Consider the following 15,872-nt stretch of genomic DNA (forward strand, 5'->3'; position numbering starts at 1 on the left):
AGTCCTTCAATGACATCGCAAATCCAGTACCAACTTCAATACAAGCAGTGGGCGGATAAGCGCACGCTTGACGCGGCCGCACTGATCGATCCCATACACTTTCCATCCGAGATCGCCTTCGCCCGCCAGCAGCTGAACCACATGGTTCGCGTGGAAGAGGTTTTTCGCGCAAGGCTGCTCGGAACGCGGGAACCCCATTCGGCGTCCAATTCCGAAGCTGTCCCCGAGCTGAGGGAGTTGAAAGAACGCTTGTCGGCATCAAATGATTGGCTGCTGAAGTTTGCCCAATCAACACCACCTGAAACCATGACCGGAAAAATCCGCTTCCGCTTTTTTGACGGACAGGATGGAACGATGAGCCGCGAAGAAATCCTCTTCCATCTCGTCAATCACGGCACCTACCACCGCGGCGCCATCGGCCGGGCATTGGACCTTGCGGGAGGTCTTCGTCCTGCCGATACGTACACGGTCTTCGTTCACGCCATGGAGCCAGAGCGGCGCTCGCTTCGCGGCAACCTTGGAACCGTTCCCTTATGACGCCGGACACACTTCAATTCAAGAAGCAGGAAATCATCGAAGTGCTCAGGAACATCGAAGGCATTGTCGTTTCCTTGGACCGCCTTACGATGGCCCACGCCGATATGCCAGAGGATTTGTGGAAAGAGGCGGTGTTTGAATACTTCTTGAAGTCCAAGGCCTTGATGGCCCTTCCCTCATGCCGGGCAATTCTGTCAGCGCCATTTTGCACGGAACTGGAAGATGATGATATGGGTGAGCTCGAGCGCGCAATGGATGGCGCTGAGTACTGGTCTTACAAAGACTTCATGTCCAGGCATCCAGAAAACTCCAAGCCATAAAAAAAGAGCCGCTTGCGCGGCCCTTAAAAGCGCTCCCTGTGCGCTCCCTTAAAACTCTTCCCATCCATCTTCCGAAACGGTGGCCGCCACTTTTGAAGAGGCTTTGCTGCCGGACGACAGGTCCGGGCGTTTCAGTTCGGCGCGCGCCGCTGCCGGCTTGGCACGGCTGGCCGCAGCGGGCTTGAGCGCTGGCGCGGCGGGCGCTTTCAGTGCGGCGACAGTCGCCTTGGGCGCGGCCGCCGACATGGCCGGCGCGGCATTGTGATCGAGACGGAACACGCTGACCACCTGCGCCAGCTTGCCTGCCTGCTCTTCCAGCGACGCGGCGGCGGCGGCGGCTTCCTCCACCAGTGCGGCATTCTGCTGGGTCACCGTGTCCATCTGGCTGACCGCGGTGTTGATCTGGTCGATACCGCTGCTCTGCTCCTTGGTCGCCATCGTGATTTCGGTCATGATGTCGGTCACGCGCTGCACGCTGGTGACGATCTCGCCCATGGTCTCGCCAGCTTCGGCCACCAGCTTGCTGCCCGCGCCCACGGTTTCCACCGATTCGCTGATCAGCTGCTTGATTTCTTTCGCGGCCGCCGCCGAGCGTTGCGCCAGATTGCGCACTTCGGAAGCCACCACCGCAAAGCCGCGCCCCTGTTCACCGGCACGTGCCGCTTCAACGGCGGCATTCAACGCCAGGATATTGGTCTGGAAGGCGATGCCATCGATGACGCTGATGATGTCCACGATCTTGTTGGACGAGGCGTTGATCGATTCCATGGTCTGCACCACGCGCGACACCACTTCGCCGCCTTTCATCGCCACGCCCGACGCCGACGCCGCCAACTGATTGGCCTGCGATGCGTTGTCGGCGTTCTGGCGCACGGTGGAGGTCAACTCTTCCATCGAGGACGCGGTTTCTTCCAGCGAGCTGGCTTGCTCTTCGGTGCGCGAAGACAGATCCAGGTTGCCGGTGGCGATCTGCGAAGACGCGCAAGCGATCGTATCGGTGCCGGAGCGTACCTGGCCGACGATGCGGATCAGGCTTTCATTCATGTCTTTGAGCGCGCCCAGCAGCTGGCCGGTTTCTTCGGTGGTCTGGACCTCGATGCGGCTGGTCAGGTCGCCCGAAGCCACGGTTTTCGCCACCTCCACCGCCTCGTTGATGGGACGGGTGATCGCCAGCGTGATGTACCAGGCGCAGGCCACGGCCACGGCGATCGCCAGCAGGGCCGAGATCACCATCGTGCGCTGCGAGCTGACGGTGGCGTCCTGGCCGGCTTTCACGGCGTCGGCCGCCACATGCTTGTTCAGGTCGAGGATCTTCTTCAGCGTGGTCTCGGCCTTGGTGAACAAGGGGCCGGCCGCGTCGAACTGGGTGTAGAAGTCCGTGAAGAGTTTTTTCTGGCCTTCCTCGTCTTTGTTGGCCGCCAGCGCGCCAATGATGGTGGCCAGCTTCTGGTCGGCGGCCTTCCAGGCATTCCATTCCTCGACAAACTGCTTCCACAGCACCGCTTCATCGGCGGTCTGCGGCAGCGGCTCATAGGTCTTTAAACCGGCTTCCGCGCTGGCCCAAGCCTTCTGGCGCAGGGTCAACACCTCGGAGAAACGCGCCTGCGACTTGTAGTCGTTTTCCCAGATCGCGGTACGCAGCGTGGCCAGCGCCACGGCAGTCTGGCCTTCGCTCATCACGAGCAGGCCTTCCACGGAAGGCATGCGCACTTTGCCGATTTCCTCGACCGAGTTGCCGACCTTATTAATGCCGCTATAACCGCTGATACCGATGATGCTTAAAGCTACTAACATAATAGCGACAAGGGTAGCCAGCTTCCATTTGATCATTAAGTTCTTAAACACGGGAGCCTCTTGCAGTAGGGAGAAAGGGATTGTGATAATTGGTGAGTATTGCCACACGGCCAGAATATGTCTGCGTGCTTTATTGCGTCAATTGTTTTCTGCTTGTTCTGCACAAAGCGTGGCGCAAAGCACTACTCGACAGCAAGAATGATTGGCAACGCGGAATGATTCCCTGTTTTCCGCTATAGTCCGGGAAGAAAGCTTCACCAAAACCCAAGCATAAAATGGCCTATCCGATTGAAAACAAGCTGGTGATCGGCATCGCCTCCAGCGCCCTGTTCGACCTCAGCGAATCGCACCGCGTGTATCTGGAAGAAGGCGAAGACGGCTACCGCAGTTACCAGGAAGCGCATGCCGGCACAGTGCTGGCGCGCGGCGTGGCCTTCCCCTTCATCCGCCGCTTCCTCGCCATCAACCGCCACTTCCGCAAGCAGTCGCCGGTGGAGGTGGTGCTTTTATCCCGCAACTCGCCAGAGACCGGCCTGCGCGTGATGAACTCCATCGCCCACTACGGCCTGGATATCTCGCGCGCCGCTTTCCTGACCGGCAGCGCGCCCTACGTCTATCTGCCGGCCTTTAATGCCGCACTCTTCCTCAGCGCGAACGAGGACGATGTGCGCAAGGCGCTGGCGGCCGGCCAGCCCGCCGGCCTGGTGCTGCCCGCGCCGCACAGCGGGCCGCACGACGATCCGGATGACGCCGAGCTGCGCATCGCCTTCGACTTCGACGGCGTGCTGGCCGACGATGAATCTGAAAGCGTCTTCAAACGCAATAACGATGTGGCCGAATTCCATGCCCATGAGCGCCGCAACGCGGACGTGCCGCATCAACCAGGGCCGCTGGCCAATCTGTTCCGCCAGCTGCATGTGATGCAGCGCTTCGAGACCCTGCTGGCGCGGCGCCGTCCCGGCTACCGCAAGCTGCTGCGCGTGGCCATCATCACGGCCCGCAACGCGCCTGCGCATGAGCGGGTGGTGACCACGTTGAAGAGCTGGGGCGTCTCGGCGCACGAGACTTTTTTCCTGGGCGGCATGGACAAGGCGCGCGTGCTGGGCATCTTCAAGCCGCATATCTTCTTCGACGACCAGCTCAGCCACCTGCAGGCGCCCGGTCTGAGCACGCCCATGGTGCACGTACCGTTCGGCATTGCCAATCTGATTACAACAGCGTCCGACGTCCAGCCATCGCTTGGACTATAATTCGTGGTCTGATCGTCTCCCCCAGCGCTCCAGCACCGCATGTCATTCGACTTAAAAAAATCCCTTCCCAAGTCCGGCAACCGCTTCGTCTTGCCCACCCTGTATGGCTCTTCGGACGCCTACGCCCTGGCGCAAGCCGCGCTTGAACTGAAACAGCAAGGCCAGATGCTGGCCGTGATCGTGGCCCAGGCCAGCGACGGCCAGCGCCTGCTGGACGAATTGCCCTGGTTCGGCGGCGCGCAGCTGCGCTGCCACCTGCTGCCCGACTGGGAAACCCTGCCCTACGACGCTTTTTCGCCGCACCAGGATCTGGTATCCGAGCGTCTGGCCACCCTGCATGAAATCCAGAACGGCCAGTGCGATGTGATGATCGTGCCCGCCACCACGGCCCTGGTGCGCATGGCGCCGCCCTCCTTCCTGGCCGCCTACACCTTCTTCTTCAAGCAGGGCGAGGTGCTGGACGAGGCGCGCCTGAAGTCGCAGCTGACGCTGGCCGGCTACACCCATGTGAACCAGGTGATGTCGCCCGGCGAATACTCGGTGCGCGGCGGCCTGATCGACCTGTTCCCCATGGGTTCGGCCCTGCCCTACCGCCTAGACCTGTTCGGCGACACCATCGAAACCATCCGCACCTTCGACGCCGATACCCAGCGTTCGCTGTATCCGGTGCGCGAAGTGCGCCTGCTGCCGGGCCGCGAGTTTCCGATGGACGAGGCGGCGCGCTCGACCTTCCGCAGCCGCTGGCGCGAGACGTTCGAAGGCGATCCTTCGCGCTCCGTGATCTACAAGGATATGGGCAGCGGCATCGCCTCGGCCGGCATCGAATACTATCTGCCGCTGTTCTTCGAAGAGACGGCCACCCTGTTCGACTACCTGCCGCAAGGCTCGACCCTGGCCATGGTGGGCGATATCGAAGCCGCCATCAAGCGCTTCTGGGCCGACACCGAATCGCGCTACAAATTCCTCAAGGCCGACCGCGAGCGCCCGATCCTGCCGCCGCAATCCATCTTCCTCGGCGACGAGCAGTTCTTTGTCCTGGCCAAGCCGCATGCGCGCCTGGCCCTGAGCCGCGAAGGCAATGGCGAGGCGTCCGAGCTGTCGGCGCCGGTGCCGAATATCGCCGTCAACCGCCACCTGGACGATCCGCTGACCAATCTGCGCGCCTACCTGCTGCAATCGGGCCGGCGCGTGATGATCTGCGCCGAATCGGGCGGCCGCCGCGAAACCCTGCAGCAGTATTTCAGCGAATTCGACCTGGCGCCCGCGCCGGTGGAAGGCTTCGAAGGCTTCCTCGCCAGCGACGCCAAGGTCACGCTGGGCGTGGCGCCGCTGCACGCCGGCTTCGAGTTGGCCGCGCCGCAAGGCCGGCTGGTCTTCATCACCGAAACCGAGCTGTATGCCGGTTCCGGCCGCCGCGTCGGCAAGAAAAAGCAGGAGGCCGTCACCCAGGTCGAGTCCATGGTGCGCGACCTGTCCGAGCTGAAGATCGGCGATCCGGTGGTGCACATCAACCATGGCATCGGCCGCTATATGGGCCTGACCAGCATGGACCTGGGCGAAGGCGAAACCGAATTCCTGCACCTGGAATACGCCAAGGACACCAAGCTGTATGTGCCGGTTTCGCAGTTGCACGTGATCTCGCGCTATTCCGGCGCCTCGCCGGACGATGCGCCGCTGCACACACTCGGCTCCGGCCAGTGGGAAAAAGCCAAGAAAAAGGCCGCCGACCAGGTGCGCGACACCGCCGCCGAGCTGCTGAATCTCTACGCCCGCCGCGCCGCGCGCCAGGGCCACGCTTTCGAGTACTCGTCCCAGGATTACGAGCGCTTCGCCGACAGCTTCGGCTTCGACGAAACGCCGGACCAGGCGGCCGCCATCATGAACGTCATGAAGGATATGACCTCGGGCAAGCCGATGGACCGCCTGGTGTGCGGCGACGTCGGCTTCGGCAAGACCGAGGTGGCGCTGCGCGCCGCCTTCATCGCCGTCATGGGCGGCAAGCAGGTCGCCATCCTGGCGCCCACCACCCTGCTGGCCGAACAGCATGCCCAGACTTTCGCCGACCGCTTCGCCGACTGGCCGGTGCGCATCGCCGAAATGTCGCGCTTCCGCACCGGCAAGGAGATCGGGCAGGCCATCAAGGGCATGGCCGACGGCACGCTCGACATCATCATCGGCACCCACAAGCTGCTGTCGGACGACGTCAAGTTCGAGCGCCTGGGCCTGGTCATCATCGACGAGGAACACCGCTTCGGCGTGCGGCAGAAAGAGGCGCTGAAATCGCTGCGCGCCGAAGTCGACGTGCTGACCCTGACCGCCACGCCGATTCCGCGCACACTGGGCATGGCGCTGGAAGGCTTGCGCGACTTCTCGGTGATCGCCACCGCGCCGCAGAAGCGCCTGGCGATCAAGACCTTCGTGCGCGGCGAGAACGATTCCATCATCCGCGAAGCCGTGCTGCGTGAGCTCAAGCGCGGCGGCCAGGTCTACTTCCTGCACAACGAGGTGGAAACCATCCAGAACCGCCTGGCCGCGCTCACCGAACTGCTGCCGGAAGCGCGCATCGCCGTGGCCCACGGCCAGATGCACGAGCGCGACCTGGAAAAAGTCATGCGCGACTTCGTGGCGCAGCGCTACAACATCCTGCTGTGCACCACGATCATCGAAACCGGCATCGACGTGCCGACCGCGAACACCATCATCATGCACCGCGCCGACAAATTCGGTCTGGCCCAGCTGCACCAGCTGCGCGGCCGCGTCGGTCGTTCGCACCACCAGGCTTACGCCTATCTGCTGGTGCATGATGTGCAAAGCCTGAGCAAACAGGCGCAGCGTCGGCTGGACGCGATCCAGCAGATGGAAGAGCTGGGCAGCGGCTTCTATCTGGCCATGCACGACCTGGAAATCCGCGGCGCCGGCGAAGTGCTGGGCGAAAACCAGTCCGGCGAAATGCTGGAGGTGGGCTTCCAGCTCTACACCGATATGCTGAACGAAGCGGTACGCTCGCTGAAAGCGGGCAAGGAGCCCGACCTGGCGGCGCCGCTGGCCTCCACCACCGAAATCAATCTGCATGTGCCGGCCCTGCTGCCGTCCGACTTCTGCGGCGACGTCCACGAGCGCCTGTCGATCTACAAGCGCCTGGCCAACTGCGGCACGCAGGATGCTATCGACGGCCTGCAGGAAGAGCTGATCGACCGCTTCGGCAAACTGCCGGAAGCGGCCAAGGCGCTGGTGGAAACGCATCGCCTGCGCATCGCCGCCAAGACCGTGGGCATCATCAAGATCGACGCCCACAGCGAAGCGGCCAATCTGCAATTCCTGCCCAAGCCGCCGGTCGATCCGATGCGCATCATTGAGCTGATCCAGAAAAACCGCCACATCAAGCTGAATGGACAGGATAAACTGAAGATCACGGCCGCCATGCCGGATCTGGCAGCCCGCGTCACCCAGATTAAAACCGCCATTAAACACCTGACTTCCTGAGAATGAAAGCCGACGATTACACGATGAACCTGGTCCTGCAGGGACTGGGCGACTGCCAGCAGCGCCTGGAGCGCATTGCCGCCCTCACCGCGCCGGAACGCGTGGTGCAGCTCTCCGCCACCGCGCTGCGCTGCGAAGGCATCAGCTATTCCCCGGCCCTGCGCCAGACCATCGAAGTCGCGGCCCACGCGGCCCAGCTGGACGCCACCTATATGATGGGCATCCACAAGCTGGATGAATTCAAGCTGGTGGCCATGGATATGGACTCCACCCTGATCACCATCGAATGCATCGACGAAATCGCCGATATGCAGGGACTGAAGCCGCAAGTGGCCGAGATCACCGAAGCGGCCATGCGCGGCGAGCTGGATTTCTCGGAAAGCCTGAAGCGCCGCGTAGCCCTGCTGGAAGGCCTGGAAGCGTCGGCGCTGGAACGCGTCTACGAAGAACGCCTGCGCCTGTCGCTGGGCGCGGAAGAGATGCTGCAAGCGGTGCAGGCTGCGGGCCTCAAAACCCTGCTGGTTTCCGGCGGCTTCACGTATTTCACCGAGCGCCTGAAACCGCGCCTGGGTCTGGACTATACCCGCGCCAACGAGCTGGAAATCGTCGACGGCAAGCTGACCGGCCGCGTGCTGGGCGAGATCGTCGACGCCGACGTGAAGAAGCAGACGGTGGAGCATGTATGCGCCGCCATGGGCATCCGCCCCGACCAGGCCATCGTCATGGGCGATGGCGCCAACGATCTGAAAATGATGAGCGTGGCCGGCATATCGGTCGCCTTCCGCGCCAAGCCGGTGGTGCGCGAGCAGGCCAGCGTGGCGCTCAACTTCGTCGGCCTGGATGGCATCCTGCACCTGCTGGGCTGATACACTACCCTTTTCGATAACGGAATTAAGGTTCCACTTTGGCCCAGAACAGTTCCATCGCCGGCATTGTCGCCCTGCCCGAACCGGGGCAGGAACGCAGCCGCCAGGCCTTGGAGCGCCTGCTGCTGGCGAGCGAAAAACTGCTGGCCGAGAACCGTTTCGAAGATGCCGGCGTGGCCGAGCTGGCGCGCCTGGCCCAGACCTCGGTCGGCACCTTTTACCGCCTGCTGGGCGATAAAGAGACCCTGAGCGGCCTGCTGCTGCAGCGCTTTTTCAGCGAACTTGCCGAGCGCATCGAAGCACTGACCGAGCTGCGGCAATGGCAGGGCCGTAGCCTGGAAGATTTCGTGCGCGCCGCCGTGGCGCTGTTTGTTTCGATCCACCGTGGCCGCCAGGGCGTGCTGCGCGCGCTGATCACGCGTTCGTCGCGCGACCTGGAATTCCGCGACCGCGTCCACCGCGTCAACCAGTTGATCTCGCAGCGCACCATCGCCGTCCTGGCCAGCAAGTCGGCCGAAATCCGCCATCCCGACCCGGCGCAAGCCATGATGGTGCTGCCGCCGGTGCTGCTGGGCATACTCAACCATCACACCCTGACCGGCTCCCTGGCCTTCCTGTCCGATGCGTCCCTGGAAAATGAGCTGACCCGCATCGCCATGAAATATTTGCAATAACAACTTGAAATCGGAATTCTGATTCCGTATTATGTCTTCCAGAGCGAGGGCGAACGACCCGCGCCGCGACCACCCGTGAGGAGATGGAATGCGTACACTGGAGACAGGCCGTGGCCTGCATTGTCTGGACATCGGCCAGGGCGAAGCGGTGCTGCTGCTGCATGGTCTGGGTTCCTGCGGTCATGACTGGGAACCGCAGATTCAAACGCTGGCCCTGCACTACCGCATCATCGCGCCCGATCTACGTGGTCATGGACTGAGTCCCGTACCGCATGGGGGCAAACCATGGCGCATGACCGACCTGGCGCAGGACGTGGCCGAGCTGCTAAGCGCCCTGGAGCTGGACAGCGTGCATATCGTCGGCTTCTCGCTGGGCGGCATGGTGGCGCTGGAGCTGACCCAGATACAGCGCGCCGACCTGCCCCGCATCGCTTCGCTGTGCCTGATCAATTCCCTGCCGCTGGACGCGGCGCGCCCGCCCTCCCTGGTGTTCACCTACTGGCTGCGGCGCGCCATCATCGCGCTGTTCGGGCTGGGCGCCGTGGGCCGCATGGTGGCCGGCAAAATCTTCCCCCGCCCCGACCAGGAACGCCTGCGCAACAGCTTCATCACCCAGATGCAGCAGATGTCCAAGTCCGCCTACCTGGCCGCGCTGGACGCCATCTATCACTGGCATTGGCGGCCGCGCGCCGATGCGCTCTCCCTGCCCGTACTGATCCTCGCCGCCGACCAGGATTACACCCCGGTCGAAGCCAAGCGCGCCTTTGCCGCGCAGCTGCCCGACTGCCGTCTTGAAGTCATTGCCGATTCCCGCCATGGCACGCCGCTCGACCAGGCGTCCAAGGTGAACGCCTTGCTGTTGTCCTTCCTGCGTCAAAACATAACCAGTACGGAGACAAGATGAGACTCAAGCCCCTCGCATTCGCCATCGCATGCTGCTGCGCCCAGGCCATGGCGGCCGATCCGGCGCCCGACGGCGAAGACGCGCCGAGTGCCGAAAAGGCCGGCAAGAACGGTCAGATCGAGTCCGTCACGATTTCCGCGCGCCGCCGCGACGAACGCCTGCAGGACGTGCCGGTGGCAGTGACCGCCTTCTCGGCCAAAGCCCTGGAAAACCAGAATATCCAGAACCTGGGCGACCTGCAGACCCGCGTTCCCAACCTCACCGTCTACGCCTCGCGTGGCACCAACAGCACGCTGACCGCCTTCATCCGCGGCGTGGGTCAGGCCGACCCGTTGTGGGGCGTCGATCCCGGCGTCGGCATCTACTTCGACGATGTGTATATGGCGCGCCCGCAAGGCGCCCTGCTCGATGTCTTCGACGTGCAGCGCGTGGAAGTGCTGCGCGGACCGCAAGGCACGCTGTACGGCAAGAACACCATCGGCGGCGCGATCAAATACGTCTCGCGGCCGCTGAGCAAGGAGAACGGCGGCAGCGCCGAAGTCTCCCTCGGCAATTACGATCAGCGCAATGTCAAAGGTGCCCTGAATCTGGCCAGCGCCAGCGGCAAACTGCGCGCCCGCATCGCCATGGCCGCCCTGCGGCGCGATGGCTTCGGCCGCAACACATTCAACGGCGAACCGGCCAGCGACCAGGACACCGATGCCGCCCGCGTCTCCTTCGGCTACTTCCCGGCCGGCCTGCCCTTCACCCTTGTGGCCAGCGCCGATGCCGCCAACGACAACTCGCATATGCGCGGCTTCCAGCGCATGGGCACCAGCGCCTACGATCCGCTCAAGCGCCCGCCAAGCACCGACCGCTACGACTTCGCCAGCGCCATGCCCAGCCAGAACCGCACGCGCAACCGCGGCGCGGCGCTGACGGCCACCTACTTCGCCAGCGCCGACTGGACGCTGAAAGCCATCGGCGCCAAACGCCGCTCCTCGTCGGGCCAGACCATCGACTTCGACGGCCTCTCGCTGCCGATCGGCGACGTCTCGGGCGACGCCCACGACCGGCAAAAGACCCTGGAACTGCAAGCGCTGTACGCCGCCAGCGGCGGCATGTCCGGCGTGATCGGCGCCTATTACTTCGACGGCGACGCCGGCGGCCGCATCTTCAACAACTTCCTTGGCCGCCAGTTCACCGGCAGTGACAGCACCGTCTACACCAAGAGCACCGCGCTATATGCCGACTGGACCCTGCCGCTGGCCGAACGCTGGGAACTGAATGCCGGCCTGCGCCACACACGCGAAAAGAAACGCGCGGCGGTGCTGAACCGCGCCTTCGCCGACGCCGCCTTCCTGCGTCCCGCGATGACTCTGGCGAACTTCGACAAGGAACTGAGCGTCAGCAATACCGCGCCCAAGCTCACGCTGCGCTACCAGGCGCTGGAAAGCACCAATCTGTACGCCAGCACCTCGCGCGGCTTCAAATCGGGCGGCTACAATATCCGCGCCAACAATGTGGCCGTGCCCGAGTCCTCGCGCCCCTACCGCGACGAGAAGCTCGACTCGCTCGAATTCGGCGCCAAATACGCGCGGCCCGACGGCAGCTTCGATGTGAACGCGGCGCTCTTCCTCAACAAATACAAGGATATGCAGCTCTCCGTCTTCACCAGCTACGTGCAGGCGGATGGCACACCCTCGTTCTACGGCGACTTCACCAATGCCGGCAAGGCCAAGGTCAAGGGCGCGGAGCTGGAATTCGTCTGGCGTCCCAACCACCAGTGGAATGTCAGCGGCTTTGCCGCCTGGCTGCACGCGAGCTACGACGAGTATCTGAGCGGCGGGCGCAATATCGCCTCCGAACAAAAATTCAGCAGCACCCCGCGCGGCCAATACGGCTTGAACCTCGAACGCGTCGACCAGAATGTGGGCGGCGGCACGCTGCGCACCATGCTCGGCTACAGCTACCGCAGCAAGGTCTATCCCACCACCGACCTCAGCGAAACGCTCGCCCAGCCAGGCTACGGCCTCTGGAGCGCCGGCATCGTGTGGGAAGCCTCGCGCCAATGGACCTTCAGCCTGCACGGCGCCAACCTGGCCGACAAGCACTACCGCACCGACGGCTACAACATCCCCGCCCTCTACATCCTCGACGGCTTCTACGGCCCGCCCCGTCAAATCACCGCCCGCGCCGCCTACCGCTTCTAACAGCGGAGTCCGTGTCCGATTGGGGTCTGCCCCCAATCGGACACGGACTCAGCAATATCACCCCAGCTGGACGGCGTCTTCGTCGGCCAGGCGCTGGATTGCCGCGGCATCCAGCCCGAGGCTGGCCAGGACTTCGGCGGTGTGCTGGCCCAGCGTCGGGCCTTGCCAGCGCACCGCGCCAGGCGTCTCCGACAGCTTGGGCACGATGCCGGGCATCTTGACCTGTACGCCATCCGGCAAGGTCGCTTGCAGGATCATCTCGCGCGCCTGGTAATGCGGATCGGCCACGATGTCGGCCACCAAATAAATGCGCCCTGCCGGCACCTCGGCCGCTTCCAGCGCGGCCAGCACGGCGTCGATGCCGTTGGCCGAGGTCCAGCCGGCGATGGCCGCGTCGATCAGGGCCGATTTGGCGGCGCGCCCGTCGTTGCGGGCGAATTCCGGATCGTCGCCGAGGTCGGGGCGGCCGATCACCTGCATCAGGCGCTTGAAAATCGGATCGCTATTGCCCGCAATGACCACATAGGCGCCATCCCGTGTCGAATAGGTATTGGACGGCGCAATGCCAGGCAGCGCGCCGCCGCTGCGTTCGCGCACATAACCCAGCAGATCGTATTCCGGCACCAGGCTTTCCATCAGATTGAACACGCTTTCAACCAGCGAGACATCGACCACCTGCCCCTCGCCCTGCCCCATCTTCACGCGCAGCACCGACATCAGCGCGCCGATCACCGCATGCAAGGAAGCCAGCGAATCGCCCAGGCTGACGCCAACCCGCGCCGGCACGCCGCCCGCCTCGCCCGTCGTATAGCGGATGCCACCCATGGCCTCGCCGATCGCGCCGAAACCGGGACGGTCCTTATACGGCCCGCTCTGGCCATAACCGGAAATGCGCACCATGGTCAGCTTCGGATTAAGCGCATGCAGCACATCCCAGCCCAGGCCCAGCTTTTCCAGCGCGCCCGGCTTCAGGTTCTCGATCAGCAGATCGGCATCGGCCAACAGGCGCTTGGCGATATCGATGGCGGCAGGCGACTTCAGATTCAGCGACACCGATTTCTTATTGCGCGACTGCAGATACCACCACAGCGACGTCCCCTTATGCAGCTTGCGCCATTTGCGGATGGGATCACCCTCGCCCGGCGCCTCGATCTTGATGACTTCCGCGCCAAACTCCGCCAGCAGGCGCGCCGCGAACGGCGCCGCGATCAGCGCCCCGATTTCCACCACTTTGATGCCCTTCAACGGTCCACTCATGCCAAGGCTCTCCTTTCAACGGCCTATCAGCATAGTAAAACGCGGGACAGCAGTCCAGGGCAGGAATGGAAATCATGCTAAAGTCATACACATAATTTTCTTATAAGGAGACACGCTGATGAAATATCGTGGAAGCTGCCACTGTGGTCATGTGGCCTTTGAAGTGGAAGGCGACATCGGCACCGCCCTCGCCTGCAACTGCTCCATGTGCCAGCGCAAAGGTTCGCTGCTGTGGTTCCTGCCGTACGAGAAGCTGCACCTGCTCACGCCCGAAGAAAATGCGCAGACCTATGAATTCAACAAGCACGTGATCAAGCACCGCTTTTGCCCGAAATGCGGCATTCACCCCTATGCCAAAGGCGTGGACCCGCAGGGCAATACCGTGGCCGCCATCAATGTGCGCTGCCTGGACGATATCGATCTGACGACGATCCCCGTCCACAATTACGACGGCCGCAAGATTTAAGAAGGAGATTGTATGGCGCAAGAACTTGTTTTCGATGAACGCACCGATGCCCAGAAGACCTGGGTGCGATGGCTTTACCTGCTGCACGGGGCCAGCTTTGTTTTTTCGCTGGGCGCGTTTTCCTTCATCCCGCTGATTCTCAACTATGTGAAGCGCGACGAAACCACCGGCACTTTCCTCTACAGCCACCATGGCTGGCAAATCCGCTCCTTCTGGTGGTATCTGGTATGGATGGTGGTCGGCTTTGCGCTCTTCCTGACCATCATCGGCATTCCGTTCGCGTGGCTGATCTGGTGCGGCGCTTGGCTGTGGAAGGCTTACCGTCTGATCCGCGGCTTTGTGGCGCTCGGCAATAACGAACCCGTTTGATTGATATCTAGTTGTATTATGCGGAGGGCGGCGGATATCTCCGCCCGCCCATCAGTCGAAATGTACGCGGTACGTGTATTACCAGCAGTGCTTTAACCTGTTGGGTAATACTGCCAAGCATGCGATTTACGACAACCAAGCCTTTCGTACTCCCTTGGTCGATCTATTACACGACGCCGGATACGATTTTTCTGAAGCTCAGCTCCTGTTGGAAGAATCTAACTAGACGCGCGCCTTCAATAAAAATCGGTACCCACCTAACTGAAGAATTCCTCGCAATGCTTGAAGAAGCAATGTCAATGCGAAGCTCATCACTACACCATCTTCGACTAAAAATGAGATAGCGAGCACAATGCTGAAATACACCAATTCGAGGAGTACCGACTGGCTGTTCGGATAAAGCATATATTGGTTTGGATATCGCGCCCCCGCCAACTGCATTGTATTGAAGTGATCGGCAACGCCGATGGTCAGACTGAGGCGGAGGGTTTCGACCTGCCTGACGTTGACATGAAAGCTCCACTGCTGAACGCAGCCGTATTGAAGAGTCGAAAGCCGAGCAATTCAGCATGTCCTATTTATATCAAAAAATAGTCTCACGCTACTATTATGTCAAAATATTTTTTGACAAATAAGAGCAAATTATGAAAAATGCTCTTTTGCCAATCCAAAGAAAATGAAAGCATATATTCTCACCTTATCCCTAGTATTGCTATCCGCCAATGTTCATGGGCAACCCATTGAGCAAAAAAAAGAAATGGCGAAAACAGAAAAAAGTAAATTGGAGGGAAAAGGAGAAATACTAAGAAGTGAAATAAATGCGGAGGCGAAACGTGTAGAAAAACTTCAAATGCCTGAAGTTTCTAAGGCAATGAAAAAAATTATTCTAAAACACATTCCAATTGGCCTCGATTTCGATAGCGCGGAACAAATCTTGCGTAGCGCCGGCTTTGCAATCAACCTAATGGGAAAGCAACTTAATGTATCAAAAAAAGAAGATGCAGTTTATTTAAGTACCGCTCTGTTCAAAGTTACAGAAAGTGGCTTCATATTAAAAGTTCCACTTAATGTATATGCTCAATTCCATCCTGAAAAGGAAGGAAAATTTGACAGTGTGAGTAGAATTGAAGTTTTCGCTGATGCCCCACTTCCTTAAATTAATTGCAGTTATAAAAATTTTCATTTTCGCGACATGAAAAAGCAAAAAATTCTTCTGCTTATCATTTTTGGTGCAGTATTCTTATTTGTCAACGCAAAAAATACCGAAAACAACTCAAACAATTCAAAAAAAATTGCAGTAAGAAAAGGAGAAATTCTTAGCAAAGAGCTTGAGCTTGGCGCATTAAAGGCCATTAACCTACCTATGCCGGAAGCATCGATTTTTATTAAAAATATAGTTTCAATGCATCTCTCTTTAGGTTTGGAAATTGGCGACGCGATTGAAATTTTGCAAGAAGCAAAATTCAACATTAAACCAATTTATGAGAAAATAGGCGATGAAAATCACGGTAACCCATCATATATTTTCGCAATGAAAAAATTGGAGAAAGCGGCTCAATATTCAAGGTTGCACTGAATGCCTATGTTGGAATTTATACAAAAAAGAACATATCAAATGAAGCAATTTCAAAAATTGATGTATTTGCAGATTCCCCCTTGCCCTAGGGAAGCGCTGATCAATTCACCCTTTTAGCGAGATTGGTGCGCAAAAAAGGTGGAACTATGAGCCGATCAAGCATATTTCCGTTCGATTTGACGCG

14 protein-coding genes are annotated in these 15,872 nt (G+C 60.4%); 12 read left to right on the forward strand and 2 right to left on the reverse strand.

Translation table 11 applies throughout. From position 1 onward, the window contains the following. The first annotated feature begins 9 nt into the window (after positions 1-9). Together FHS03_RS15890 and FHS03_RS15895 are read left to right on the forward strand one after the other, a co-directional pair. A complete protein-coding gene (locus FHS03_RS15890) occupies positions 10-537 on the forward strand; it encodes a DinB family protein (protein ID WP_183441916.1) in 528 nt (175 codons plus the stop codon). Next, positions 534-857 (forward strand): hypothetical protein, encoded by a 324-nt coding sequence (locus tag FHS03_RS15895; RefSeq protein ID WP_183441917.1) that lies wholly within the window; start codon positions 534-536, stop codon positions 855-857. The genes FHS03_RS15890 and FHS03_RS15895 overlap by 4 nt, the downstream gene beginning before the upstream one ends. Positions 858-905: 48 nt before the next feature. On the opposite strand, the gene FHS03_RS15900 is transcribed toward FHS03_RS15895, so the two are convergent. After that, positions 906-2,651, reverse strand: coding sequence for a methyl-accepting chemotaxis protein (locus FHS03_RS15900; RefSeq protein WP_229426238.1), 1,746 nt, complete (start codon positions 2,649-2,651; stop codon positions 906-908). Between the two features lie 275 nt (positions 2,652-2,926). Here FHS03_RS15900 and FHS03_RS15905 point away from each other — a divergent pair, with 275 nt between their 5' ends. The 6 genes from FHS03_RS15905 (at position 2,927) to FHS03_RS15930 (ending at position 12,020) form a co-directional block, all read left to right on the forward strand. Continuing rightward, positions 2,927-3,901 carry a 5'-nucleotidase gene (locus FHS03_RS15905; protein WP_183441918.1) on the forward strand — a complete coding sequence of 325 codons (975 nt, stop codon included), beginning with the start codon at positions 2,927-2,929 and terminating at the stop codon, positions 3,899-3,901. Between the two features lie 39 nt (positions 3,902-3,940). Beyond that, complete coding sequence (gene mfd, locus FHS03_RS15910) at positions 3,941-7,384, forward strand: transcription-repair coupling factor (RefSeq protein WP_183441919.1); 3,444 nt, start codon at positions 3,941-3,943, stop codon at positions 7,382-7,384. A gap of 23 nt (positions 7,385-7,407) precedes the next feature. Continuing rightward, the gene (serB, locus tag FHS03_RS15915) at positions 7,408-8,250 is read left to right on the forward strand and encodes a phosphoserine phosphatase SerB (RefSeq protein ID WP_183441942.1); all 843 of its coding nucleotides are present in this window, start codon (positions 7,408-7,410) and stop codon (positions 8,248-8,250) included. 38 nt (positions 8,251-8,288) lie between these two features. Then, entirely contained in the window at positions 8,289-8,924 is a 636-nt protein-coding gene (locus FHS03_RS15920; RefSeq protein ID WP_183441920.1) for a TetR/AcrR family transcriptional regulator, read from the forward strand. Between the two features lie 88 nt (positions 8,925-9,012). Continuing rightward, entirely contained in the window at positions 9,013-9,828 is an 816-nt protein-coding gene (locus FHS03_RS15925) for an alpha/beta fold hydrolase (RefSeq protein WP_183441921.1), read from the forward strand. Further along, on the forward strand, positions 9,825-12,020 hold the full coding sequence (locus tag FHS03_RS15930) for a TonB-dependent receptor (protein WP_221208160.1): 2,196 nt from the start codon (positions 9,825-9,827) through the stop codon (positions 12,018-12,020). The genes FHS03_RS15925 and FHS03_RS15930 overlap by 4 nt, the downstream gene beginning before the upstream one ends. 57 nt (positions 12,021-12,077) lie before the next feature. On the opposite strand, the gene FHS03_RS15935 is transcribed toward FHS03_RS15930, so the two are convergent. Beyond that, positions 12,078-13,277 (reverse strand): CaiB/BaiF CoA transferase family protein, encoded by a 1,200-nt coding sequence (locus FHS03_RS15935; RefSeq protein WP_183441922.1) that lies wholly within the window; start codon positions 13,275-13,277, stop codon positions 12,078-12,080. A 118-nt stretch (positions 13,278-13,395) separates the two neighbouring features. Between FHS03_RS15935 and FHS03_RS15940 the strand changes: the two genes are divergently transcribed. The 4 genes from FHS03_RS15940 (at position 13,396) to FHS03_RS15955 (ending at position 15,688) form a co-directional block, all read left to right on the forward strand. Then, entirely contained in the window at positions 13,396-13,743 is a 348-nt protein-coding gene (locus tag FHS03_RS15940) for a GFA family protein (RefSeq protein WP_183441923.1), read from the forward strand. Positions 13,744-13,755: 12 nt separating this feature from the next. Beyond that, complete coding sequence (locus FHS03_RS15945; RefSeq protein ID WP_183441924.1) at positions 13,756-14,112, forward strand: DUF4870 family protein; 357 nt, start codon at positions 13,756-13,758, stop codon at positions 14,110-14,112. A gap of 676 nt (positions 14,113-14,788) precedes the next feature. After that, a complete protein-coding gene (locus tag FHS03_RS15950) occupies positions 14,789-15,268 on the forward strand; it encodes a hypothetical protein (RefSeq protein ID WP_183441925.1) in 480 nt (159 codons plus the stop codon). Between the two features lie 36 nt (positions 15,269-15,304). Further along, entirely contained in the window at positions 15,305-15,688 is a 384-nt protein-coding gene (locus FHS03_RS15955; RefSeq protein WP_183441926.1) for a hypothetical protein, read from the forward strand. The last annotated feature ends 184 nt before the right edge of the window (positions 15,689-15,872 follow it).

It is taken from the genome of Pseudoduganella violacea, assembly GCF_014191875.1.
GTDB classification, from domain to species: Bacteria; Pseudomonadota; Gammaproteobacteria; order Burkholderiales; family Burkholderiaceae_D; genus Rugamonas; species Rugamonas violacea_A.